The organism is Candidatus Anaeroferrophillus wilburensis (assembly GCA_016934315.1).
Lineage (GTDB): Bacteria > Desulfobacterota > Anaeroferrophillalia > Anaeroferrophillales > Anaeroferrophillaceae > Anaeroferrophillus > Anaeroferrophillus wilburensis.
Genome location: JAFGSY010000044.1, coordinates 63,617 through 85,835, shown reverse-complemented (window position 1 = coordinate 85,835; position 22,219 = coordinate 63,617). Strand labels below are relative to the sequence as shown.

Here is a 22,219-nt window from a genome sequence, read left to right as displayed (position 1 = left end):
TTTAGAAATAATAACCAAAATTAATATTGAAGCGATATTCCCATTCGTTTGTGGGGTTAGCCCCGAAACGGTTGCTGGTCCAAACCGGAGCGAACGACGGTGAACCGTAACCAACTTCATTGCCGACGAAATCATTGCCATTGGAATATGCCAGATCCGCATAGATATACCACCCACCACTCGCAAAGGCGGCACCGAGAACGATCATTTCACTATCGTTGAAACTGTTTTCCTCTTTGACGATGGCACTGTACTCCACATAAGGCACAACATAATCAAGCCACTCCAGCTGCGGAGTTTTGAGCGTATAGCTCAGAGAAACAGCTGGTATCCAAGCCTCGGCAGCAACAAGCGTAGGAAAATCAAAAGCACCGAACTGGACAAGTTTATCAGTACCGAGTGGTTGATCATCATCGACATCATACTTGTAGTAAGTCAGCTGAGGGGCCAGCTTCCAGTTTCCCCAAGTGGTTACAGCATGTACTGAAGCGGCATAGTGTTCACCATCATCCTGCGGTCCGTTGCTTTCCAACTGGCCGTATTGAAGCGAGGCACCGAGGTCTGTGGAGACATCACCTGATTTCATCGTATATATGGCGCGGACATTGAATTGATGGCGTTCCTGATAGCCGTCGCCGGTCTCATCAACGACATCATATGAGTAGCGCACGCTGTCCCGAGAAAAGTTTTCACCATAATACGATCCCTCGTCAGAAAAGTAGTAGGCAAAGTCAAGTTTCAGATTCCCCAACGGCTTACTGTATTTAACACCGAAATCCATGTCATCAGCAAGACCGACATAGTAGTGTTGGTCGAACATCCAGCTTTGCGAGATTCCCCAAGCACCCGGGCCAAACGGCACCCGATTAACACCAACCTGGATCTGGCTCTGGTCGGCAAAATTATAACCGATCCAGCCGGTATGCAGGAAATGGTAGCTGTCATGGTTGTTGGTGCCATACCCCGGATAGAACCGGTATTCAAGCTTGCCAATCCAGGAACCTTGTTCGTAACCAATGTTGATGCGAAACGTATCAAGATTGACTGAGCCGCCGTCCTCTTCCGCCCGTGACGGTCTATTGTCAAGTTCCGGACCATAGTCACCTACAGTATAGTTGGCACGCATGGCACCACCGATTGAAAATGGACCGACATCAAAAGCCGGAGCAGTCGTCGGGAATACGATCAGCAGCGCAAATGTCAATGCGATCAACAGATGTTTTTTCACTTTTCTACCTCCTTTTCCACATTACAGTTAAAGTCGCTGATACATACGCACCAGCAGACAAAAAAGAAAAATTGCCAACAAAAAGGCCATACCCCCGGAAATCGGGGGCAGGCCTGTTCGATTCACATCCGGAATGTTCTACCAAGAAAACCCAGAGGTCAACGGAAAACCGAACGTACAGGTCAGTTGACGGGAATGATTATTACTAGGCGGGCAAACAGGTATTTAAGGTAGCCACTTCTTTACTTTATCTTGGTGTTCCTTAACCCACTGGCGACCGGTTTCCTCCGGATCGGCACCATCCTGGCGGTTCATGATCATTACTTCGGCAATATCTTTTGGGGTCCAGCTGAAGTTATCAAGAACCGCATACACTTCGGGCATATCTTCCTTAAGGCCACGGCGAACCATGGTACTAATGAACTCTTCACCGCCATACACACCTTTAGGATCATCAAGATACTTGAGATCCCAGCGGGCAAATTTCCAGTGCGGAGTCCAGCCGGTAACCACCACCCACTCGTTGTTCTTGATGGCATCCTGCAGCGCAGCAGCCATGGTGGCACCACTGCCATCCATCAGTTTCATCTTGTTCAACCGATACTCTTCAACAACCTGCTCGGTCTTACTCATCAGACCGGCACCCGGATCGATGCCAATTATCTTGTTGTCAAATTTGGCGGCATTAGCCTGCAGTTCATCGATGCTGTTAATGGTAACGTATTGCGGTACCACAAGACCAATTCGGGTCCCATGCAGATTGGCACCGAGATCGACAACCTTATCCTTGAAACGCTTTAGATAATGACCATGCGTTGTGGGCAACCAAGCGGTTACCATGGCATCGGCATCGGCAACCGCAATCGACTGCCACATGGCGGCAGCAGCCACCGGGATTACTTCAACGTCGTAACCAAGTTCTTCGAGAACCGCCTTCATGACATGAGTTGATGCTGTAGCACAATCCCATTCGACATAAGCCAATTCAACTTTGCCCTTGCCTGCCACCGCAGGTTGGACAGCAAAAAATAATCCCAAACACATCATCACGGCAACCAACATCACCCTTTTCCAATACATCGCTTACTCCTCCTCCTTTTCCCTCAATGATTATAATGTTAAAATGGATAGAAAATATCCTTTACTGACTAGTGGTTGCTTCAGCTAAAGTCATCGCGCTGGCCAAGTTTCTGAGTTATTCGATCCAGGATCATCGCGATGATGACCACTCCAATACCGGCAACAAATCCCTTGCCGGGCTGCAGCCGCTGAATGGCTTTCCAAACCTCCCCGCCAAGCCCCTTGGCACCAATCATGGCAGCAATAACCACCATTGAAAGTGACAGCATGATCGTCTGATTGACTCCAGCCATGATGGTCGGCATTGCCAGGGGAATCTGCAACTTGAACAACTTTTGGGAACGGCTGGAGCCAAAAGCATCAGCTGCCTCCACAAGGTCAGCAGGCACCTGTTGGATGCCAAAGCAGGTAAGGCGGATGGCCGGCGGCATGGCAAAGATAACCGTGGAAAATATTGCCGAGACCGGGCCGAGACCAAAAAAGGGAATGGCCGGAATCAAGTAGACAAAAGCAGGCATCGTCTGCATCAAGTCAAGAATCGGCATGATCACCCGATTAAAACGGGTTGACAAGGCTGCGCTAATACCAAGCGGAATGCCGATAGTAACCGCCACCAAGGTAGAGATGGTCACGAGGATCAAGGTGTCAACCGTGGCATCCCAGAGCCTCAGATTCCAGATCAGTAGCAGGCCAAGGACCGTAACCAGCGCTACCCGTAGGCCAGCCAGCTTCCAAGCCAGCAAAGCAAGGGCAATAATCAGCACCCAGGCTGGCAGCATTGCCAATCCAGCCTGCAGCAAATCAATACCTGTTTCGATAACGTCGGAAACACCTTTGGTAAGAAACGCAAAATTTTCGGTCAAAAAATCAATAGTAGCTTCAATGATGTCTTCCAAAGGAAATGGTGGAACAATAAAATTCATCAGGCTCATTCTCCTTCCGCCAAACTGGCAAGCAAATTGACCCTGGTCACGACACCAAGCAGTTTGTCTTGGTCGTTGACCACCGGAACCGGCCGATTGGTTTCAGCCATGATGGCAAACAAAGTATTTACGGGCTCATCAGGTCCGGCCGCCTGCATTCCACGTTCATAGAACTGATCAATGGGTTTCTGGTGATGCTTGATAGCTTCCGAAGCCTTGTCAGCGGTTAGAAGACCGCGAAATGTGTAGTCACGGTCGACAACAAAGATCGAACTAATACCTTCATCCCGCATCTTGTGCAGAGCAGTTCGGGGGCCGTCTGCAGGGAAGGCGACCACTTTTGCTTTTGCCATGATCGAACTGACGCTAAGAACCTTACTTTTGTCAACATCCTTAACAAATTTCTCAACATATCGATTTGACGGGTTTTCAAGAATATCTTCAGGGGTACCAATTTGAACAATTTTGCCATCTTTCATCAGAATGATTCGATCGCCGATTTTTAGAGCTTCATCGAGATCATGGGTGATAAACACAATTGTTTTCTTAACCCGTGATTGCAATGCGACCAGTTCGTGCTGCATGTCCCGGCGTATGAGTGGGTCAAGAGCAGAAAAGGCTTCATCCATCAGCAAAATGTCTGGATCAACAGCTAGAGCCCGGGCAAGGCCGACCCGCTGCTGCATGCCCCCGCTCAACTGGTGGGGATAGGAGTCTTCCCAACCCTCAAGACCGACAAGTTTGAGAGCTTCCCGACCTTTTTCTTCGCGGATGCCAGCCTCGACACCCTGAATTTCGAGACCGTACTCGCTGTTTCTCAGAACAGTACGGTGGGGGAAAAGGGCAAAATGCTGAAACACCATGCCAAATTTCTGTTGTCGTATCTTCATCAGATGATCATGACTAACACTTGTCAGATCCTCACCATCAATGATGATGCTACCGGTGGTCGGCTTGTTCAGCAGGTTAAGGCAGCGTATCAAGGTCGATTTACCGCTACCGCTAAGTCCCATTATAACGAGGATTTCTCCCTCGTACACGTCGAAACTGGCACCGTACAAACCGACAGTTTGCCCAGTACGTTCAGAAATTTCATCCTTGGCGACACCTTCGTTCAGCAGTTTCAATGCTCTTTCCGGGTGTGAACCAAAAACCTTGCTAACATTTTTGACACAAATTTTTACCTGAGACATAGGATATCCTTGTCTGGCGCGGATACATGTTAATAATTATTTAGATGGGAAAATGGTTTTTCAGGTCAGCGGGCTTTGATCTTCCTCGTCCTGCGAAAGATCGCCAATGGCGAGAATTGGACTGGCATCAAGATCGGCAGCCTCCATCATATTGACGATGGATGACAGTGTTTCGGCAATTACGGTCTGTTCCTCAGGCGGCAGTGAACCCAATCGACTGACAAACTGATCCTGCAACGGCTTGGGCATAATCGCCACCACCTCTCGTCCTTCCTCAGTCAAATGGACCATAACCCGCCGGCGGTCTTCGTCACAGCGTATTCGACGAACCAAGCCACGTTTTTCCAGTCGATCAATGATTCCGGTCATTGTCGCCTGGCTGAGACAGGCCCTTTCCGCCAACTTCCCAGTAGTGCAGCCATCTGTTTCGCACAACTGCTGAAGGGTAATGATTTGTGGAATGGTGAGGTTGAATATGCGCCGCAGTTTCCTACTGTGCTGATCAATTGCGCGAATTATCTGACGCAGCAAACGCAGAATCTTTTCCTCGCTGGTGGAGTTAATCACTGAAAGATGATGCTTCATTATTACTTCCCTTGCTAATATTTCGTACACTAAACTTTCGCACACATATCATTTAATTCTGTTTTGGTCAAATGCTATAAACAGATTGTTTCCACATCAAACTCATGGCGGAATGCTGAAGAGATGACTTCAGTGATGATGGTCAGGGAATGGTGTGTTAGATTTGAGTCTGCGACATTCAGAAAATATTTTTTTAGAACCAGGATAAACCAAAGAATGCGAGAACAACAGCTATCTATAAAATTACATCATCCATTAATCCAACTAAAACATGCATAAAGCTTAGGAGACTATTCTCAATCCATAATCAGATCAGCTTGTTTCATGTCGTTATATGAAAAGACAGACAACCTACTCCCCGATAATCTTGACCAGCACCCGCTTTTTTCTTCTGCCGTCAAACTCGCCGTAGAAGATCTGTTCCCACGGGCCGAAGTCAAGCTGGCCCTCGGTCACCGCCACCACCACCTCGCGGCCCATGATCTGGCGTTTCAGGTGGCCGTCAGCATTGTCCTCAAAGCCGTTATGGCGGTACTGGGAGACCGGCTCGTGGGGCGCCAGTTTCTCGAGCCAGACCTCGAAGTCGTAATGCAGTCCCAACTCGTCGTCATTGATAAACACCGAACTTGTTATGTGCATCGCGTTGACCAGCACAAGCCCTTCACCAACGCCACTTTCCCGTAAACAGTCGGCAACCTGAGGGGTGATATTAATAAACCCCCTCCTGGCCGGGATCGTAAACCACAATTCTTTGCGATAACTCTTCATCCGCACCCCTCTTTCACCCCTTTCCACAAAAATTTCAGCTGGCTAAGTGCTGAAGCCTCAACAAAAGATTAGCGATGCAGTGTCTCGCGGACTGCCAGACCCAGCTGTTCAAGGATATAGGGCTTTTTGACATACTGGCCGGCACCAAGCTCCTGGGTTTTACGCACTTCCACTGACTGGGCAAAGCCATTGACAATAATCGCTTTTTGTCCGGGGTTGGCCGCAACGATCCGGGTATAGGCATAAAGATTATAGAGAAGATTTCGCCCTTGCTCATTATGATTGACAACACCCAGATGGCAGGCAAAATACTGCAACATCTTTGTGTAGTGGGCAAAAAGTTCCTGTATCCCGGTCGCCGCCTGGCGGGCCAGCGTACGCTGCTCCACATTCAGCCCTTCAATGTTCTGTTCCTTCACCTCCTGATACGGCAGGTAAAAAAGAACCCCACTGGCGCAAAGGATAAGAATAAATAGAAGTATCTGACGAGAAAACTTCATCAGCTTGGGACAACTCCTCCATAAAGGATTGTTTACAGGAGGAAATTTTATCGTCATTATTGCGGGTTGTCAAATCTGAGTTGGCCACCAGGGAATTTCCTGGTGGCGCCAGTGTATCTCCAGCAGCAAAAAACCCGCCTGGCAGCGGGTCTTAACGATTATCAATCATTTCTCCAACCGCACCTGCGACAGTCACAGCTCCCGGCAACAATCTTTGCAGGCAGGCGGGGAGGCGGGCTCATTTTTCCACAGGTTTGACGGCCGCCCCTTAAGGACATCAGCAGCAGAAAATACCGTGGCAACTACCTGCCTGGCCGCTGTCACCGCTGGAACGGTCGTTATCATTGACGCAGAGGGAAAGGAAAAGGGCTCTCCAGGCGATAAAAAACACCTGAAGCAGCGGTGAATATTGGCGGGCAATGCAGGATTCGAACCTGCGGCCTTTGGCTCCGGAGGCCAACGCTCTATCCATCTGAGCTAATTGCCCGCATGGGGGATGATTTTGATAGCATATAAGCCTGTTCTTGACAAGACCATATTTTCAAGATGAGTGTGCAACAACGGGCAAAATGCCGCAAAAATCGGCTGGCACTGTAACGGTTCCAGATTCCCGGCGTACTGGTACTCATTCAGGAGGACGTCTTGTAAAATGAGAGTTTTTGTAAAAACAAGGCATGAAAAGATCTTAACTGGACGAATACCTTGAGTATTTTGCGGGTTACCATGTAAGCCTAACGCAGTAAATGGGTAACAAGACAATGGTGCAAGGTACCCAGCAGGGATGGGTTGCTCTGAGAAGGTCAACCCAAGTGACGGAGGTTGGAGCGCAATGGAAAAAATGAAATGTTGATGTACCAGCAATAAAAAAACATTGAGAAAAAGAAACTGCCCCTCTATACTCCGATGAATTTTACTCCGGGACATCATACCGATGAACATCTATGGATTCATTATCCTGTCAGCCTTGCTGGCTGAATATACCCTGCAGCTCGCTGCCGACCAGCTCAACCTTAAGGCACTACGGCACGAGGTCCCTGAACAGTTTCAGGACGTCTTTCCTGCCGACCGCTACCGCCACGCCCAGGACTACCTGCGGGCAACCACCCGACTTGGACGCCTAACAGCCACCATCTCCCTGATGGTCACCCTGGTTTTCTGGTTTAGCGGTGGTTTCAACCATCTCGATCTGCTGGTCAGGAGCTGGCAGTTGCCGCCCCTGCCAAGCGGCCTCTGCTATATAGGTCTTCTGCTCCTACTGAAGCTGCTCCTTGGCCTGCCCTTCAGCTTTTACAGCACATTTGTTATTGAAGCGCGTTTTGGCTTCAACAAAACCACCATGGCAACCTTTGCTGGCGACCGCCTGAAAGGCCTGCTGCTGGCCGTACTGCTGGTCGGCCCACTGCTGGCGGGCATCCTGCTGTTTCTTGAAAAAACCGGCCCAGCTGCCTGGTTGTACTGCTGGCTGATCACCACCGTGGTACTCCTGGCTGGACAATTCATTGCCCCCTCCTGGATTCTGCCACTGTTCAACAAATTTACGCCACTGGACGAAGGGCCATTACGAACGGCAATCCTCGCCTATGCCCGCTCGGTCAACTTCCCCCTTGACAACGTCTTCATCATTGATGGATCGCGCCGCTCCAGCAAAGCCAATGCCTTTTTTACCGGCTTCGGCAAGCATCGCCGCATCGCACTTTTCGACACCCTGGTTGGGCAGCATACCGCCGAGGAGCTGGTGGCGATCCTGGCCCATGAAATCGGCCACTACCGCAAAAAACACCTGTTAAAAAACCTTCTCCTATCAATCGCCCACATCGGCATCATGTTCTACCTTCTCCAGCAGTTCATCAGCCGACCGTCCCTGTTTGCAGCTTTTTACCTTGACCACCTGTCCATCTATGCCGGCGTGGTTCTCTTTGCCATACTCTATACCCCGGTGGAGTTTTTCCTGGCTCTCGGCCTGCAGCACCTCTCCCGGAAAGACGAATATGAGGCAGATGCGTTTGCCGCGCAAACTTGCGGCAACCCTGAACCACTGATAGCTGCCCTGAAAAAACTTGCAGCCGGCAATCTGGTCAACCTGACACCCCATCCCTTCTATGTTTTGCTCCATTATTCCCATCCGCCGTTGCTCAAACGGATAGACGCTTTGCGTTCGACCAACAACCGACAGCACCACGTCGTCAAGCCCAGGAGTGGTGAACCCGACGTTCAATGATAGGGATTGGAAAAGAATGGATTCCGGCTGTCAAGGGCGCCCCTCCAGGCATATCTCCTCTTGGTAAGCACCAAACAGCAGAGAACCAGGGCACCATGACCGGCAAGAATAGGCGGCAGGATGAACCCTGACAGTTTTCTGGTTCAGGAATTATCCAATGCAGCGGCACACTGAATATTTCCCCGAAACCATCAACTATCGGCGAGGGCTGTCCTGATACAGGCAGCTGATTTTTCCACCACCCGGGCGTGGGTGGAACGCCACTGTACATGGCCATCACGGCCAACCACGTTACTGACCGCAAAGAGAGCCGAGCCGCTGATTCCATAGGCGTGGCAGGCGGCGGCAAAAGCAAAACACTCCATCTGTTCGGCCACCGCCCGATAATACGCACCCAGCTGCTCAGCCAAAAGATCATCGGCAGTAATTGCCGTCAGCGTCAGGCAGCGGCCGCTGCCCACCCCCCCATGCTGTTGCCATTCACCGGGATGCAATGCAAACTCCTGGGCAACAACGTCCGGCACATAGCCTTGGTCTTGAGCAACGGCAGCCGCCCCGAGACAGGAGAGTGATGGGCTGAAGAGTGAGCCCAGGGGAAACTCATCAACTGCCCCGGGATAAATGCCGCAGGTACCAGTCAACAGGGCCCGGGAGACGGCAAACCGTTGTACCAGACGGGTGAATCCCAATAAAAAACCGCAGGTGCCAATCCCCAGAGGGGCAGCAACCAACGGTTGGCAGCGATGCATAAAAATATCTTTTTCCACTTCGGCAAAACCATCCGCAAGCAACGGCTCCAGCTCCTGGCGGATGGCGGCACAGATGAGAACCCTACTCCTCAATGACAATACCTTCAGAAATCTGGACGGCCTGCTGCAAGGCACTCTGAGCCCGGGCAAAAAACTGCTGGGGAGCTTCGTCACTGCGGGCAACGGCACCACCCACCACGACGTCAAGACGTACCTGGGCATTCTCCACCGTAATCCGGGAAGCATGACGAATCATCTTCTCGGCCACCCGGCGGCTTCCCTCCTGCGACGCATTGGCCAGCAAAACCCAGAAGGTGGCATGATCATAGCTGCCGACAAAATCGGCCCGGCGAATGATCGCCTGCAGGCTTCCGTAGATCACCCTGAGGGTCGCTTTCCAAGATTCAAGGCCAAGAGAATCAAGCAGAACCTGATAATTTTTTAATTCCAGAAAAAGCAGGGAAAAGGGAATGTTATAGCGGGACAGCAATGCTAATTGTTGCGGCATCATTAAAGATAATTCATACTGGTTGGGCATTCCGGTTATCGGTCCATCTGCAGCAGCTTCAGGCGACAGTTCGTCGCCCTCCCTTTTTCCCGCTGGCCAGGAGAAGATACCCACCAGTCGCTGGCCGGCAATCATTCCCTGTTCTGGGCCTGGAGCAACAGGATAAAAAAGCAGCTCGACAGCGGTCATCCCATCATCAGGGGTGATCATGGTCAAACGCCTGCCGGACTTGGAACCATCAGGAGATCCTTCAATGGCCATCAGGGGGGCCAATTGCTCCCGGCTTTCAACAAAAAACTCTGCTGCCACATCCAGCCATGGTTTGGCAATCACCTCTTCTTCCGCCAGTCCCGTTACTTGCTGAAGTTTACGATTCCACAACTCTACAATTCCGGCTGCCGATACCACAACGACTCCGCAAGGAACTGTATCAGCAATCAGCCTTAAAAGCTGAACATCAACAACCTGGTTTTTCATCCCCATACCTTTGTTAGAGAACCGTTAATCGTCTATTTTTTGCCGTTTTGCAGCAACCGTCACCACCGGCCTCCGGCTACCAGCTGTGCCCCGGGACACCACTATTTTTTCCTGCTGCAATCCATTGAACCACGATGGTTCACTGCCTGCGGCCGCCAGGTTTGCTTTGGTAATCCGCTCTCGCACCTCACCTCGAAGCAAAGGGATTTCCTTCGGCGCCTCAATCCCAAGTTTCACCACCCCGCCTTCAATGGCGACCACGGTAATGACTATATCATCACCGATATTGATCGATTCATTTGTTTTTCGCGCTAAAACCAACACCAGCCGATTTCTTTTCTTCCTACCGCTGCAGACAAAGCGTTTCAAAACAGCAAAAACACCATACCATCACCAGGATGGTGGACTTGACGACCTCTGTGAGGCGTCCAGAGCATAACTTTCCTGGTCAGTGGCCATTGGCCTGTTGTTCGGATCGTGGTGCCAGCTCTACCTCGCCGGCATAGGAACACTGTTCATCAACGATCTGCTTTGCAAAGCGATTCAACTGATTGATAATGATCGGACCCTGCATATTGAGATGCATCCGCGACGCCTTTTTCTCCATAGCAACGACCACAAAGATTTTCACAGCCTCTTCATCTTCAATCCCCAGCTCGTCAGCCTGATCCCGGGATACTTCCAGCAGATAATCCGGATAGATCAGATGAGGATCGATCAGCGGAAAGGCAAGATCAGCCTGCTCCAGCGACTGCAGCCAGATAAAGGGACTATGGTCACGGTGGGGAATCATAGTATACCTGGTAAGATTTGTAAAGCCAAACAGGCCACCCTTAAACTGAATGGCTTGATCTTCGGCTACCTCAATAACCCCGAAGCGACTGGTTGTATACTGCACGATCTTCCTCCTTCACAGAGACGAACTTTTTTATGCTGTTTGCTTTTTTTCAACGATTTCAATGCTCATCAGCAACAACAATCTCACCCTGGCCAGCACTGGCAGCCAGCCTAGCTCAGATAATCGAGAATTGTCGTCGTGTAGATCCTGGCTGAAGCAGCCAGGGTAGCTTCATACGCGTTCTGGGCCATCTGGTAATTCATAACGGCTTCAGTGATATCAACTTCCTTGATTTCAGCAATGAACGTCTTGAGATTGATAGTCCGCTCCTCATAGGTTTGCACCGAGCGGTCAATACGATTCATGCGCGCCCCCACCGTAGCCTGCTGGCCACCGAAATGGGCCATATAACGCTGAACTTCCATCAGCCTGGCACTAAGAACGGTCATTGCTTGATGGGTATCGGTGCCCTCATTGCTGGTCAACCCCAAGGATGAAGACAACACACCAGAAGTATGTTCCTGGAGCTCGAACTCGACGCCACCGGAAAAGGTCAAGCGGCCGTTATTGCTATTATACACCGTCGTTGTCTCTGCCCCCGGCAGAGCGGCATTCTGACTATCATAATCCTCAGGATTGACCGGTGGGTCCGGGTCGGCCGCGCCGGCATGATAGACGGTCGTTTCGACGCCCGCCATGCTTGCGACTCCAAGCCCGGTCCACGAAGTCGCCTCATCCGTTGCCGTTATGCTGATGGGATCATTGAGGGCATGGGAACCGGCAGCCAGATTGTTCAACACCAGATGGTAATTGAATCCGGAACCCTCATAGGTGGCCCACACCCCGGTTGTTTCACTCTGCTCATTGATGCGGCTGGCAATTTCACGGATATTTGCCAGGGCAACCACTTCGTCACCGTCAACTTCCTGCAGCTCCATGGGACCGATCGCCGTACCATTGATGGTCAGGTCGCCGGCAGCCAAGGTGACAGCCGCCCCGGGATCGACAACCGCAGCACCGGCAACCTGGGTCCGCAGACTGACGGTCACCAACTCCTCCTCTTCCAGCTCGCCATTGGCAACCGCCAAGGCCAGCCGCTCATTGATGCTCCAAGCATTATTGGCCGCGTATTCGGCCGTTGTGGCACCGCCGGCATGCATGGAAAATGGCAGCGAGTCACTGATCGTTACTACTTTTTCTCCGGAGCCATCGGCAGCAACCACGGCAACTGATAATTGTCCCGAGATCAGCTCGGCGCTGATTGTCTCATCGATGGCACTGGAAGTCTGGTAACTCCGGCTGGCAGCCGAACGCAGCTCTTCAACTGTCCGGGAAAGCAGGTCAAAGGCATCACGGGCATCAGCATCATGAAGGCCATCCTGCTTGAAAAAACCATCTATATCCCGACCATCCAGAGCATAGCCACCACCCACGGCATTAACCATCAACTCCTGGTTCACCCCCACTTCGATATTCCGCTGGCCATCATCTCCCTGGTATAAAGCGCCAAGCCCCTCACCCAGCAGACTATAGGGTGTTGTTCTGGTCTGGTGACCGGCAAAAAGATAGGAACCGGCATTATTGGTATTGCCCAACCCCACCAGACTCTCGAGCATTGTTTCCAGTTCGCCGGCCAGCGAGTTGAGGTTGTCCTGATTGAGGGTATCATTGCCTGCCTGCAACAACAGGGTATCAACCCGCATAAAAATATCAACCGTTTCACTCATGGCATGGTCAATGGCCGTCAACCAGGCGGTTCCATCAATCATGTTGCGACCGAACTGACTGATACGAACCTCTTCGGCGCTGTAATTCATAACTTTAGCCAGCCCCACCGGATCGTCTGCCGGTGAAGCAATCCGGTTGCCGGAAGAGATCTGATCAAGGAACTTGGCCCGCATCTCCTCCACCCGGGCGATGCGGGACTGGACGCTGAGGAACATCATGGAATTGGTTGTTCTCATCAGTTCAACTCCTGGGACCGGTACTGCTGTTTCATCAGCAAATGACTATTCTGGCAAAAGCGTGCCGGCGCGGGTTTAAACCATTTGCAGAATACTCTGCATCAATTCATCAACCTTGGAAATAATCCTTGCCGAGGCGGCATAGGCCTGCTGGAAGCGCATCAGGTTGGTCATCTCTTCATCAATGGAAACTCCGGAAACAGACTCCAGTTTTAATTGCAGCTGCTCCGCCACCAACGCTGAATTTTCTTCATTGCTGCTGGCCAGTCGAGACAGTGAACCGACACTACTGACCACCGAAGCGTAAAACTCATTGAACGTAGCACTTTGGGAAGACATGGTTAAACCATACTGCAACTGGGCAATACCCAGGGCTACCCTGTTATTCCCTGGCACCTCCAGTGGATTATCGGCAGCGGCAATTTTTGCCGGATCTTCCAAGACATCATTAACTTCCACCGTCCGGGCGGCGTTGCCGCGAAAGGAGAGAGAGAAGGTATCGCCAGCACGAGGGGATGTTCCTGTCGGGTCATAGACAATCTTGACAAAATAGCCATTATTGAAATCAATGGCCAGTTCACCTGCGACAGACGTGTCGATCAGCGCAGGACTGAGATCCTCACCGGTACTGGTATCGAGAATCCTGAATTCATCACCAACACCACCATAATCAGCGGTAAATTGGATTTCAAAGTCATCATAGTTTGCCAGCGTCGCCCAGTCAATGCCATCCATTCCCTGAGCCGGGTCAAAAGCCAGGACACCATCACCAAGGTTGTTAGCACCTTCACTTAGCGTAATGGCATGGTCAAAAAACAGGGTTCCGGTCGTCCCATCCAAGCCATACCCCTGGACATGTTCCTGATTGACATGAAAAATAAGCGCTGCAGCAAGTTCCTGGAGCTGATCATGGGCGGTCGTCAAGTCATCCCAGGCATCAAGCCAACCCCGCACCTCTCCGCCACTGACATGTTCGTTCATCGGCGAAATATCATCATTCCAGACAATCAGCGGATCTTTGGTAAGTGGATCAGCATCAACCCGCAGGTCATATGACTGAATCCCCTGAACCAGCGACTTGCCATTGGCACTGAGAACGGTAACCTGAGCCATCTCATTTTCAAAATAATTGATATCAATCATACCGGAAAGCTGGGTTAATAAATAGTTACGCCGATCCCTCAGGTCATTGGCATCTTGACCAAGCTGTTCATTGCGGGAAATAACCTCGTTCAACTGGGCAATTTGAGCCGTCAGGTTATTCAACTCCTGAACCCCACCTTCAATTCGCTGACGTAAAATACGTTTTTGGGTCACCAGGTCTTCATTCATAGTATTGAAAGATGAGGTCATGATTTTGCCGTTCTGAACCACTGAAACTCTTTGGGCGGTTCCCTCCGGATTATTGGCCAAGTCCTCCCAGGCATTCCAGAACTCGCCAATAACCGGCAATAAACCGTAGTCGCCAACTTCATTGAAGGTCCTGTTGAGGTCAGCTAAGGCATCACTGCGTGCCTGCCACATGCCCATAGTGCTGTTTTCCATATTCAGCTGCATGCCGATAAACCGGTCATAGAGGTTCATAATCCGGGTAGTTTCCACTCCGGTGCCCCGCATACCGACGGCATCAGCAAGAGGCGGAGTCGTCTGGAGAATGCCAACCTGACGAGAATAGCCGGGAGTGTTGACATTGGCAACATTGTGACCAATAATGTCAATATTAGTCTGCTGGCTGAGAAGGGATAAACGGGAAGTGTTCAGAGTATTATTGAGCCCGACGGCCATAGGTCATCCATCCTTTTTTCTGCACGGCTGAGTTATTCCCTGGCGGTGGAACAGGATGTCCACCCATTGAACAATAAGCGTCAACAACAAGAAAATCAAACCTGGCGATTGAAAGCATTGCCCCGCAGCGCCGCCGGGGCATTATTCATGGTGCCACCCTGCCGATAGCCCAAGTTAACTGGCAGCACCTGCTGAAAAAAGTCAGCATAGCGTTTATTCAGCATGGTTAATCTGACCAGTGATTCATCCAGCATCTGTCTGCTGATCTGAACTTCTCCTGCCAAATGGTCAACATTCCGGCATTTTTCCTGCAACGCTTGCTGCTGGCATCCAGGGAAACAGGACAGCAAGCTCTTTATTGAATCAATTTTTTTGCCTGTTTCCTTGCTGCAGGCCGCAAGACAGTGCCGCTCATCGGCAAGAACAGCCCCCAACTCGGCAATGACCTTATTGCCTTCATAGAGCAGTCCACACAGCTTGAGGGGATTAACCTCGGCCATTGTTGTTTCCATCTGCCGGTAGAGTTCTTCGACCCGCCCGAGCAGCGCCTGTTTGCGTTCAATAATTTTCCCTGCCTGCAAAAACCATCGGGACATCGTTCGTTTCCTGTCTGGTAGCTATCAAAATACTCTGTTTACGTTTATGCCCAGCGGGACATTAACATCCCCCGGACATCCCTACTAACCTGCCTGGCGGATCTGATCGTCAGGGAATAAAAAAGCCATGGATCAACGATCCATGGCTTCGATGTCTGCGAAAGCTATACCTAAAGCTTACAACAGCGATTCCATGAGCATTTCCTTGATCATTTTAGTCGCCAGATCCTGACTGTCAACCTTGTATGTGCCAGCTTCGATCGCCGATTTCATTTCAGCCACCAGGTCCTGCCGGATTTCCGGCGTTTCCTTGACCTGTTCGGCAATGCGGGCAATATCCTTCCCCTTGGAAGAAAAACTGACCATATCGGCAATCCCAGCGGCCGGCTGCTGCTGTTGCTGCTGAATCTGTGAGGATTGCTTCGCCTGCAGCGCCTCTTTTGCCGCATCGGGATTAAGTACATTCTGGATTTTATTCATTATTGTTTCTACCTTCAACGTTGCCCCTCCAAACTAAAGTTTTATTGATTTTATTATCGGCAAAAATCAGTAAAACTTTAGGTATTTTTTGGCTGGGAGTCAAGTAGCTGGTGATAGAAAAACTGCCCTAATCCAGTTGCCTGCCGTTCTGCCAGAAGATCAGCCAGATGGTTATCAAAGAGCGTTGTATACAGGTTGGTCGCGTTACTTTCGGGGATCAACCCATCATGGGGAATACCCTTTCTCATCTCCTGCAAAAGCATGGCCATAAACATCGATTCCAACTGCTGGCAGGCTCCGGCTAACCGCTTGTCGGGCAACGGCTGGTCACCTGTCATAGTATCGACCGAATCGAGTGTTTTTTTAACTGTTTTTATGCTTTTCCAAGACTCCATCAGCGGCGCACTGCTCACGGGAAATACCACGGGATCATACGGCATTTTTTTCCTCCTTGCGGCATTATAATGCAAAGGGCATGCCATTCCTCCTGTCACTCGTGCCAGAGCGCAAACATTTTTCCCCTACAACATCCAGCCGGCACATTCCACCAGCCTCCCCACCATGATGTCGTTTTCAAAGCTGATCGCGGCAAGCAAACGGTAATCAGCAAACCAAGCGGTTGGCAACTACATAATCTCCAGATCAGCATGCAATGCCCCGGCGGCCTTGATCGCCTGAAGAATCGACATCAAATCACGGGGGGTCACCCCAACCGCATTCAAAGCCCGCACCAGTTCATCAATCTGCACCGTTTTCGGCAGCACCATAAGGCGCGTATCCTCCTCGGTGACCGTGATCTCCGTTGCCGCCGTTACCACTGTTTGGCCGCCAGAAAATGGTTCAGGCTGGGAGACCTGAGGTGTGGGGGCAATTTGCACGCTGAGATCCCCATGGGCAATGGCCACCGTATCAATCATCACATCCCGTCCCATTACCACCGTCCCGGTTCGCTCGTCAAAGACCACTTTGGCCCGGGAATCCGGGACAATCTGCAGATTTTCCAGGGCAGCCAAAAACGGAACCACGGCCCTCTTCTCACGGCTGGGTGGCTCCATTTCAACCGTGGCCGCATCAATAGGTACGGCTAGTTCGGTCCCAAAGGTATCGTTGATCGCCCTGCTGACCCGGGAAACAGTCATGAAATCAGGCTGATGCAGGGACAAGACAATTTTTCCGTCAGTAAAAATCTGTGATGGCGGTTCCCGCTCCACCTGGGCCCCATTAACAATCCTGCCCACTGTTGGATGATTCTTGGCACTTTTGCCCCCAGCCCCACCAAGACTGAATCCTCCCACCGAAACCGCTCCCTGAGCCACGGCATACACATTGCCATCAGGCCCTCTCAAAGGCGTTAGCAGCAGCGTTCCCCCATGCAGGCTTTCAGCATCGCCGATGGAGGAAACCAGCACATCCAACCGGGAACCGTTACGGGCAAAAGGAGGGAGCTCCGCCGTCACCATAACGGCTGCCACATTGTCCAGGTCAATGGTGGTCGCATCGACCGGCATCCCCAGTTTTTCGAGAAAGTTAGCCATTCCCTCGCTGGCAAATTTTCCTTTTTTGGTGTCGTCACCGGTACCGTCAAGACCGGCAATCAAACCATAACCAACCAGTTGATTGGTGCGCACCCCCTGAATTGAAGCAATATCTTTCAGCCGGACGGCATAACCAACCTCAACCCCTAAGACCATAGAGGCCAAAACCAGGAAAACAGCAGCACACTTTAGGATCATTGTTCTGTTCATCATTTACCACCTGTCCTTCCCCTGATGTTCTGCATTGAGGGCAAGGTGAACACCCATTTGACATTCACGTTCTGGACACTGTGACGGCCAGCCCACACTGCCGGTGAAACAACTGGCCGGAATCCGTTTCAATCCGGCTTTTCTCTGACTCAGAAGGGCCAAACAACATCAAGCACCTTTGTCGCCCAGCCAACCCGCTGTTTTGTCCCCAAGTCACCATAGCCGCCATAGTTTATCGTGGCGTCAGCAATAACCAGGGAGGATATGGTATTATCAACGGCAATATCGCTGGCCCTGATAACGCCGCTGACCGTAATGAAGTGATCTTCACCGTTCACCTGGGTAAAATGACTGCCCTGAATTTTGAGATTGCCATTCGGCAAAACGTCCATGACTCGGGCAGCCACCCGGGCTGAAAGAGTATTGCTGCGTGACGTAGAACCGTTGCCTTTGGTTTTGGTCGTCCTTTCAGTTTCTATCAGGTTGCCCATATCGGCATTGGGAGCGATGGATTTAAAAATATTCTTGTACCCCATAAGTTCCGGAATCGCATAGGAACTGCTGTTTGAACCATCACTCTGGGTTGATGCCTTGCCGGTTCCCTGGAAGTTTTCGGCAATAATAACAAAAACAATGTCACCAACCACTCTGGCACGGCGGGAATCATAAAACAGTGCGCCGCTTTGACCGTCGGTCTGATACAGGGAACCGTTTTGATAATGCAGCGGCAGGAGCGGTTGCGCCATCCCTGAGTGGGGTGCCGATATCGGTGCCGGCGGTGACATGACCTGCTGTCTGGAACCGCCGCAGGCAGTCAGCAGTACAAAAACGGCAACCAGCACCGCGACAGATAAGAGCTGAAAATTTTTCATGATACATCCCCCCTGCACGTATGACTCAGGATAGAGATTAATAGAGGACCTTAACCCGGCCGGCATTGATAATCCTGGCTTGGTAGAGATGGCGCGACGTGGGGTTTTTCACCATAATAACCTCGTCGATACTGCCACTGGCCATCGCGGTTCCTTTAGTAACAATCCTAACCCCTTCACGCTGCAAAAGAACCGCAACCTGATCTCCCCGCTTCACCAGTTGATGGGGACGGATATCGGTTGTGGTCAGCAGTTGTCCAGCGGTAACTTTCCTGGCTGCCTCATAAAGTGCTTCCTGAGAAAATTCCACCAGGGCATCTTCACCCACCTGTCGAATGTCCACCAGCGTCCGCCGGACATCTTGATAGCGGACAACCGTACCTCGGTCAAATGTTCTACCGGCAATATAGGCCTGACATTTTCCCGAAAGGAACACCGACAGCCAACAGGTACAGGTTCTGCCCGCCGGCACGGAAAACCTCACCTGAACCGGAACCTTACCAAGCGTACGATTCCAGCTGCCCAGTTGTTCAACAACAAAAGACGGCTGTTGGCAGTCAGCCGGCAATCGGGAAGTAATGGCAGCAACGCCTCGCACCTCGTTGATCACAGGCTCATGGATCTGCGGCAACGCCGCCTGGACGGTACGCGTCAACAGCTCCAGCAACCCTGGATACCATTGACGTTGCGGAACTGATGCGGCTGCTGTGCTGATCTGAAAGAGCAGCAAACAGCACACCAAGGGTACCAGTACCATGAAGAATACACGCTTTTTTTCAAATCGACCCATGGATAGTTTTCCCCGCAGCAGCAACCCCAGGGCTACCGCTTGACATTATTGGCTGTCTGCAGCATCTCATCAGCAGTCTGGATGGCCTTGGAATTGATCTCATACGCCCGCTGGCCAACGATCATGTTGACCATTTCATCCACCACACTGACATTGGACATTTCCAGAAAACCCTGAGTCACCGTTCCCAGGCCGTCAACTCCCGGCGATCCGAGAATCACCGGCCCCGATGCTCCGGTTTCGGTAAACAGGTTCCTGCCCATTGCCTTCAAACCGGAAGGATTGGAAAAACTTGCCAGTTCAAGGGTTCCCACCTGGGTCGAATCGACCGCTCCCGCCTGGATTACCGATACCGTGCCGTCATCGGTAATGGTGATATTGGTGGTATCGGCAGGGATGGTAATCGTGGGCTGTAGCGGATAACCATCTGAGGTTACGATGGCCCCGGTACTGTCCAGCTTGAAAGAACCGGCGCGGGTATAGGCAATGGTGCCATCTGGCTGCTGCACCTGAAAAAAACCTGCCCCTTCAATGGCCAGATCGAGATCATTACTGGTCTCTTGATAATCTCCCTGGGTAAAGATTTTCTGAACCGCCACCGGTCGGGTTCCCAACCCCAGCTGAATACCGGTGGGGATCTCATTCCCCACCCCGGAGGTTGTCCCGGCCTGGATAAGGGTCTGGTACATAAGATCCTGAAAATCAGGCCGGCTTTTCTTGAAGCCGGTGGTATTCACATTCGCCAGATTATTGGCAATCACATCAATATTGAGCTGCTGGGCCTGCATCCCGGTTGATGAGGTATAAAGTGCTCGAATCATTTTTCAACCCTTTCCTAACGTTCAGGTTGCCTTGACTTGGGGCAACAAGACTGTTGCTTGGCAGGTACAACTCCCTGTGACAAACTGACACCGACTATCCGCATCTGGTTGTCGGCAGCCGCTGAGGCTCTACCATTATACTGCGGCGATTTCGGTTGCGGCCATCTGGTTGAGGTCACCAAGCGTCGTGATCATCCGCTGCTGCAGTTCATAATGGCGGGAAATTTCAATCAAATCCACCATGGAGGTCAGGGGATCGGCATTTGATAATTCCAGCACCCCCTGCTGGACCACCATTTCATCAGCCGCCTGTGGCATCCCGGAGGTTTCAGTGGCCACAAACTGACTATTCCCGACTTTAGCAAGCCCCTGACGATCAGAAAATTTCACCAAGCGCAACCTGCCGATGGGAACCCCATCAGCCACTATCTCGCCCCGGCCGCCGATCTTCACTTCACGGGCATTGACCACTAGGGGCACCCCTTTATCCTGGCCACCAAGAACCAAATCCCCATTCATTGTTACCAGTTCATTCCTGCTGTTGAGACGGAAATTGCCGTTTCTGGTATAAAGTTCACGGCCATCACCAGGTCGCTGGACAACAAAAAAAGCCTCCCCTTCCAAAGCAACATCGAAGGGATTACCCGTCTCCCGCAACGATCCCGAGGCAAAATCATGCCAGAGATCACGATTCATCGCCGAAGCCACGTACTCCTGAGGGCCGGTTTCATTATCAAGCGGGATCGCTTCCGCCGCTGGCGGCAAAAAAGCGGCAAAAACCGGAATATCGCGTTTGAATCCACCCGTATTAACATTGGCAAGGTTATTGGCAGTAACATCCAAGCGACGTTCGTTGGCCAATGAGCCACTTAAAACGGTATAGATGCCATGATTCATCGTTTCTCCCCGCTGGTAAACATTTGCCTTCCAACCACTGCCATATGCCAAACTATTGCAACTTGCATACCATTTTTCTTCAAGTCGATTTCAAAACATAAGTGCTTTAATTTATTAAATAAAAAAGATTGTGAAGAATGGAAAGGCTTTTTTAAATGCCGCTGTCTGCAAACCGGGAGGCAATATATACCTACCTGACCAGGCAACGGATGGGCAGCAAAAGGTTGGAACCAGCATCGCGTGACAGGAAAACTGGTTTAATCCGGCAAACGAAGCTTTCCAGCCAGACACCCCACGACCCACAATTCCAGGGATAAACTCGGCCGACATACGCTCTGCCACTGATCCTGCCGGCCGATAAAAGCATTGACAAACAAGGAAAGATTGACTAGCGTCTATTTAACAAAGTTAGCATTGCATAAGAACAGACGAGAAAGGAACAGGACGTATGGACTACCAGAAAGTCGATTTGACGCCTAACATGGAGGATTATCTTGAAACAATCATGACGCTGCAGAAAGACCAGAAGGTGGCCAGGGTGCGGGATATTGCCAGGCTTATGAAGGTTAAAATGCCCAGTGTAACGGGGGCAGTGAAAAATCTGGCAGAAAAAGGGCTGGTAAACTATGAGAGGTATAGTTTTGTTACGTTAACAAAGCAGGGAATGGACATTGCTGCAGAAATCATCAATCGCCATCAGATTATTTATGATTTTCTCACCAGGATTCTGGCGGTTGATGCTGATATCGCCGAGCTTGATGCCTGCCGCATCGAACATGCCGTCAGTCCCCAGACAGTTACCAAACTGAAAGCGTTTACCGCCCGCCATGGCATCAGCCAAGCACACGAATGATGGCTTCCTTGCCAACCAGGCTGTCCAGGTCATAATCAGCGGTAACCTGCAGGGTGATAATGCGCACACTCTGATTGTCAATCCCCACTGGGGTTCGCCTTTTTTCACGGAACTTGCGTCGTTCCTCTCCCCCATGCCTGGTCAGGGAATAGCGCCGTTGCCGGCGGCGACCTTTTCTTGTTGAAATGATTTTACCACGCAGCGCCCCCGGACGGGCTTCACTCTTGCCGAAAGAAACCGGGGGATTCGGCATGATTGACGGAATAATGAACTCCACCATAAGGATACCTGTTCCGGTTAGGGGTTTGCTGATGACAACCGTAGTAAGGTAGATAAATCGACAACCACA

At 51.1% G+C, this 22,219-nt stretch carries 25 protein-coding genes and 1 tRNA gene; 2 read left to right on the top strand and 24 right to left on the bottom strand.

Going from position 1 to position 22,219, the window contains the following annotated elements; translation table 11 throughout:
- Position 1: 1 nt before the first annotated feature.
- The 9 genes from JXO50_11680 to JXO50_11640 all read right to left on the bottom strand — a co-directional run bounded on the left by JXO50_11680 (position 2) and on the right by JXO50_11640 (position 7,216).
- Entirely contained in the window at positions 2 to 1,228 is a 1,227-nt protein-coding gene (locus tag JXO50_11680) for a hypothetical protein (protein MBN2333751.1), read from the bottom strand.
- A 225-nt stretch (positions 1,229 to 1,453) separates the two neighbouring features.
- Positions 1,454 to 2,290 (bottom strand): glycine betaine ABC transporter substrate-binding protein, encoded by an 837-nt coding sequence (locus JXO50_11675; protein ID MBN2333750.1) that lies wholly within the window; start codon positions 2,288 to 2,290, stop codon positions 1,454 to 1,456.
- A 98-nt stretch (positions 2,291 to 2,388) separates the two neighbouring features.
- Positions 2,389 to 3,231 carry a proline/glycine betaine ABC transporter permease gene (locus JXO50_11670; protein MBN2333749.1) on the bottom strand — a complete coding sequence of 281 codons (843 nt, stop codon included), beginning with the start codon at positions 3,229 to 3,231 and terminating at the stop codon, positions 2,389 to 2,391.
- Positions 3,232 to 3,236: 5 nt separating this feature from the next.
- Entirely contained in the window at positions 3,237 to 4,424 is a 1,188-nt protein-coding gene (locus JXO50_11665) for a glycine betaine/L-proline ABC transporter ATP-binding protein (protein ID MBN2333748.1), read from the bottom strand.
- A 60-nt stretch (positions 4,425 to 4,484) separates the two neighbouring features.
- The gene (locus JXO50_11660) at positions 4,485 to 5,009 is read right to left on the bottom strand and encodes a MarR family transcriptional regulator (GenBank protein MBN2333747.1); all 525 of its coding nucleotides are present in this window, start codon (positions 5,007 to 5,009) and stop codon (positions 4,485 to 4,487) included.
- Positions 5,010 to 5,360: 351 nt separating this feature from the next.
- Positions 5,361 to 5,777, bottom strand: coding sequence for a YjbQ family protein (locus tag JXO50_11655; GenBank protein MBN2333746.1), 417 nt, complete (start codon positions 5,775 to 5,777; stop codon positions 5,361 to 5,363).
- A 68-nt stretch (positions 5,778 to 5,845) separates the two neighbouring features.
- Positions 5,846 to 6,277 (bottom strand): hypothetical protein, encoded by a 432-nt coding sequence (locus JXO50_11650; protein ID MBN2333745.1) that lies wholly within the window; start codon positions 6,275 to 6,277, stop codon positions 5,846 to 5,848.
- A 410-nt stretch (positions 6,278 to 6,687) separates the two neighbouring features.
- A tRNA-Arg gene (locus tag JXO50_11645) sits at positions 6,688 to 6,764 on the bottom strand.
- On the bottom strand, positions 6,755 to 7,216 hold the full coding sequence (locus JXO50_11640) for a hypothetical protein (GenBank protein MBN2333744.1): 462 nt from the start codon (positions 7,214 to 7,216) through the stop codon (positions 6,755 to 6,757). Before JXO50_11640 ends, JXO50_11645 begins: the two co-directional genes overlap by 10 nt.
- On the opposite strand from JXO50_11640, the gene JXO50_11635 reads away from it, so the two are divergent.
- Complete coding sequence (locus tag JXO50_11635) at positions 7,209 to 8,495, top strand: M48 family metallopeptidase (protein ID MBN2333743.1); 1,287 nt, start codon at positions 7,209 to 7,211, stop codon at positions 8,493 to 8,495. The two genes, JXO50_11640 and JXO50_11635, sit on opposite strands and share 8 nt — an antisense overlap.
- Before the next feature lie 191 nt (positions 8,496 to 8,686).
- Here the strand turns inward: JXO50_11635 and JXO50_11630 are convergent, their stop codons facing one another.
- The 14 genes from JXO50_11630 to flgF all read right to left on the bottom strand — a co-directional run bounded on the left by JXO50_11630 (position 8,687) and on the right by flgF (position 21,017).
- Positions 8,687 to 9,337, bottom strand: coding sequence for a hypothetical protein (locus tag JXO50_11630; GenBank protein MBN2333742.1), 651 nt, complete (start codon positions 9,335 to 9,337; stop codon positions 8,687 to 8,689).
- Positions 9,327 to 10,229 carry a diguanylate cyclase gene (locus tag JXO50_11625; GenBank protein ID MBN2333741.1) on the bottom strand — a complete coding sequence of 301 codons (903 nt, stop codon included), beginning with the start codon at positions 10,227 to 10,229 and terminating at the stop codon, positions 9,327 to 9,329. Before JXO50_11625 ends, JXO50_11630 begins: the two co-directional genes overlap by 11 nt.
- Before the next feature lie 24 nt (positions 10,230 to 10,253).
- Positions 10,254 to 10,553 carry a carbon storage regulator CsrA gene (gene csrA, locus JXO50_11620; protein ID MBN2333740.1) on the bottom strand — a complete coding sequence of 100 codons (300 nt, stop codon included), beginning with the start codon at positions 10,551 to 10,553 and terminating at the stop codon, positions 10,254 to 10,256.
- A gap of 124 nt (positions 10,554 to 10,677) precedes the next feature.
- Positions 10,678 to 11,127: a flagellar assembly protein FliW gene (fliW, locus tag JXO50_11615; protein MBN2333739.1), complete on the bottom strand. Its 450-nt coding sequence runs from the start codon at positions 11,125 to 11,127 to the stop codon at positions 10,678 to 10,680.
- Positions 11,128 to 11,237: 110 nt separating this feature from the next.
- Positions 11,238 to 13,031, bottom strand: a complete 1,794-nt coding sequence (flgL, locus tag JXO50_11610) for a flagellar hook-associated protein FlgL (GenBank protein ID MBN2333738.1) — start codon at positions 13,029 to 13,031, stop codon at positions 11,238 to 11,240.
- Positions 13,032 to 13,106: 75 nt separating this feature from the next.
- Positions 13,107 to 14,816 carry a flagellar hook-associated protein FlgK gene (gene flgK, locus JXO50_11605; protein MBN2333737.1) on the bottom strand — a complete coding sequence of 570 codons (1,710 nt, stop codon included), beginning with the start codon at positions 14,814 to 14,816 and terminating at the stop codon, positions 13,107 to 13,109.
- 95 nt (positions 14,817 to 14,911) lie between these two features.
- Positions 14,912 to 15,412, bottom strand: coding sequence for a hypothetical protein (locus JXO50_11600; protein ID MBN2333736.1), 501 nt, complete (start codon positions 15,410 to 15,412; stop codon positions 14,912 to 14,914).
- A 177-nt stretch (positions 15,413 to 15,589) separates the two neighbouring features.
- Positions 15,590 to 15,892, bottom strand: a complete 303-nt coding sequence (gene flgM / locus JXO50_11595; protein ID MBN2333735.1) for a flagellar biosynthesis anti-sigma factor FlgM — start codon at positions 15,890 to 15,892, stop codon at positions 15,590 to 15,592.
- Between the two features lie 77 nt (positions 15,893 to 15,969).
- Positions 15,970 to 16,332, bottom strand: a complete 363-nt coding sequence (locus tag JXO50_11590) for a rod-binding protein (GenBank protein MBN2333734.1) — start codon at positions 16,330 to 16,332, stop codon at positions 15,970 to 15,972.
- Between the two features lie 186 nt (positions 16,333 to 16,518).
- Complete coding sequence (locus JXO50_11585; GenBank protein MBN2333733.1) at positions 16,519 to 17,625, bottom strand: flagellar basal body P-ring protein FlgI; 1,107 nt, start codon at positions 17,623 to 17,625, stop codon at positions 16,519 to 16,521.
- A 161-nt stretch (positions 17,626 to 17,786) separates the two neighbouring features.
- Complete coding sequence (locus JXO50_11580) at positions 17,787 to 18,509, bottom strand: flagellar basal body L-ring protein FlgH (protein MBN2333732.1); 723 nt, start codon at positions 18,507 to 18,509, stop codon at positions 17,787 to 17,789.
- 37 nt (positions 18,510 to 18,546) lie between these two features.
- Positions 18,547 to 19,299, bottom strand: a complete 753-nt coding sequence (flgA, locus tag JXO50_11575) for a flagellar basal body P-ring formation protein FlgA (GenBank protein MBN2333731.1) — start codon at positions 19,297 to 19,299, stop codon at positions 18,547 to 18,549.
- Positions 19,300 to 19,331: 32 nt separating this feature from the next.
- Positions 19,332 to 20,120 (bottom strand): flagellar basal-body rod protein FlgG, encoded by a 789-nt coding sequence (flgG, locus tag JXO50_11570; protein MBN2333730.1) that lies wholly within the window; start codon positions 20,118 to 20,120, stop codon positions 19,332 to 19,334.
- Between the two features lie 135 nt (positions 20,121 to 20,255).
- Positions 20,256 to 21,017: a flagellar basal-body rod protein FlgF gene (flgF, locus tag JXO50_11565; GenBank protein ID MBN2333729.1), complete on the bottom strand. Its 762-nt coding sequence runs from the start codon at positions 21,015 to 21,017 to the stop codon at positions 20,256 to 20,258.
- Between the two features lie 448 nt (positions 21,018 to 21,465).
- On the opposite strand from flgF, the gene JXO50_11560 reads away from it, so the two are divergent.
- Positions 21,466 to 21,870 (top strand): metal-dependent transcriptional regulator, encoded by a 405-nt coding sequence (locus tag JXO50_11560; GenBank protein MBN2333728.1) that lies wholly within the window; start codon positions 21,466 to 21,468, stop codon positions 21,868 to 21,870.
- Here the strand turns inward: JXO50_11560 and JXO50_11555 are convergent.
- Positions 21,851 to 22,150 (bottom strand): hypothetical protein, encoded by a 300-nt coding sequence (locus JXO50_11555; GenBank protein MBN2333727.1) that lies wholly within the window; start codon positions 22,148 to 22,150, stop codon positions 21,851 to 21,853. The two genes, JXO50_11560 and JXO50_11555, sit on opposite strands and share 20 nt — an antisense overlap.
- Positions 22,151 to 22,219: the final 69 nt, after the last annotated feature.

Bases quoted from the DNA above. Each gene is read 5' to 3' on its own strand.
- JXO50_11675 (MBN2333750.1), bottom strand. From the start codon at position 2,290: ATGTTGGTTGCCGTGATGATGTGTTTGGGATTATTTTTTGCTGTCCAA.
- JXO50_11670 (MBN2333749.1), bottom strand. From the start codon at position 3,231: ATGAATTTTATTGTTCCACCATTTCCTTTGGAAGACATCATTGAAGCT.
- JXO50_11665 (MBN2333748.1), bottom strand. From the start codon at position 4,424: ATGTCTCAGGTAAAAATTTGTGTCAAAAATGTTAGCAAGGTTTTTGGT.
- JXO50_11660 (MBN2333747.1), bottom strand. From the start codon at position 5,009: ATGAAGCATCATCTTTCAGTGATTAACTCCACCAGCGAGGAAAAGATT.
- JXO50_11655 (MBN2333746.1), bottom strand. From the start codon at position 5,777: ATGAAGAGTTATCGCAAAGAATTGTGGTTTACGATCCCGGCCAGGAGG.
- JXO50_11650 (MBN2333745.1), bottom strand. From the start codon at position 6,277: ATGAAGTTTTCTCGTCAGATACTTCTATTTATTCTTATCCTTTGCGCC.
- JXO50_11635 (MBN2333743.1), top strand. From the start codon at position 7,209: ATGAACATCTATGGATTCATTATCCTGTCAGCCTTGCTGGCTGAATAT.
- JXO50_11640 (MBN2333744.1), bottom strand. From the start codon at position 7,216: ATGTTCATCGGTATGATGTCCCGGAGTAAAATTCATCGGAGTATAGAG.
- JXO50_11625 (MBN2333741.1), bottom strand. From the start codon at position 10,229: ATGAAAAACCAGGTTGTTGATGTTCAGCTTTTAAGGCTGATTGCTGAT.
- flgL (MBN2333738.1), bottom strand. From the start codon at position 13,031: ATGAGAACAACCAATTCCATGATGTTCCTCAGCGTCCAGTCCCGCATC.
- flgK (MBN2333737.1), bottom strand. From the start codon at position 14,816: ATGGCCGTCGGGCTCAATAATACTCTGAACACTTCCCGTTTATCCCTT.
- JXO50_11600 (MBN2333736.1), bottom strand. From the start codon at position 15,412: ATGTCCCGATGGTTTTTGCAGGCAGGGAAAATTATTGAACGCAAACAG.
- flgM (MBN2333735.1), bottom strand. From the start codon at position 15,892: ATGAATAAAATCCAGAATGTACTTAATCCCGATGCGGCAAAAGAGGCG.
- JXO50_11590 (MBN2333734.1), bottom strand. From the start codon at position 16,332: ATGCCGTATGATCCCGTGGTATTTCCCGTGAGCAGTGCGCCGCTGATG.
- JXO50_11585 (MBN2333733.1), bottom strand. From the start codon at position 17,625: ATGATCCTAAAGTGTGCTGCTGTTTTCCTGGTTTTGGCCTCTATGGTC.
- JXO50_11580 (MBN2333732.1), bottom strand. From the start codon at position 18,509: ATGAAAAATTTTCAGCTCTTATCTGTCGCGGTGCTGGTTGCCGTTTTT.
- flgA (MBN2333731.1), bottom strand. From the start codon at position 19,299: ATGGGTCGATTTGAAAAAAAGCGTGTATTCTTCATGGTACTGGTACCC.
- flgG (MBN2333730.1), bottom strand. From the start codon at position 20,120: ATGATTCGAGCACTTTATACCTCATCAACCGGGATGCAGGCCCAGCAG.
- flgF (MBN2333729.1), bottom strand. From the start codon at position 21,017: ATGAATCATGGCATCTATACCGTTTTAAGTGGCTCATTGGCCAACGAA.
- JXO50_11560 (MBN2333728.1), top strand. From the start codon at position 21,466: ATGGACTACCAGAAAGTCGATTTGACGCCTAACATGGAGGATTATCTT.
- JXO50_11555 (MBN2333727.1), bottom strand. From the start codon at position 22,150: ATGGTGGAGTTCATTATTCCGTCAATCATGCCGAATCCCCCGGTTTCT.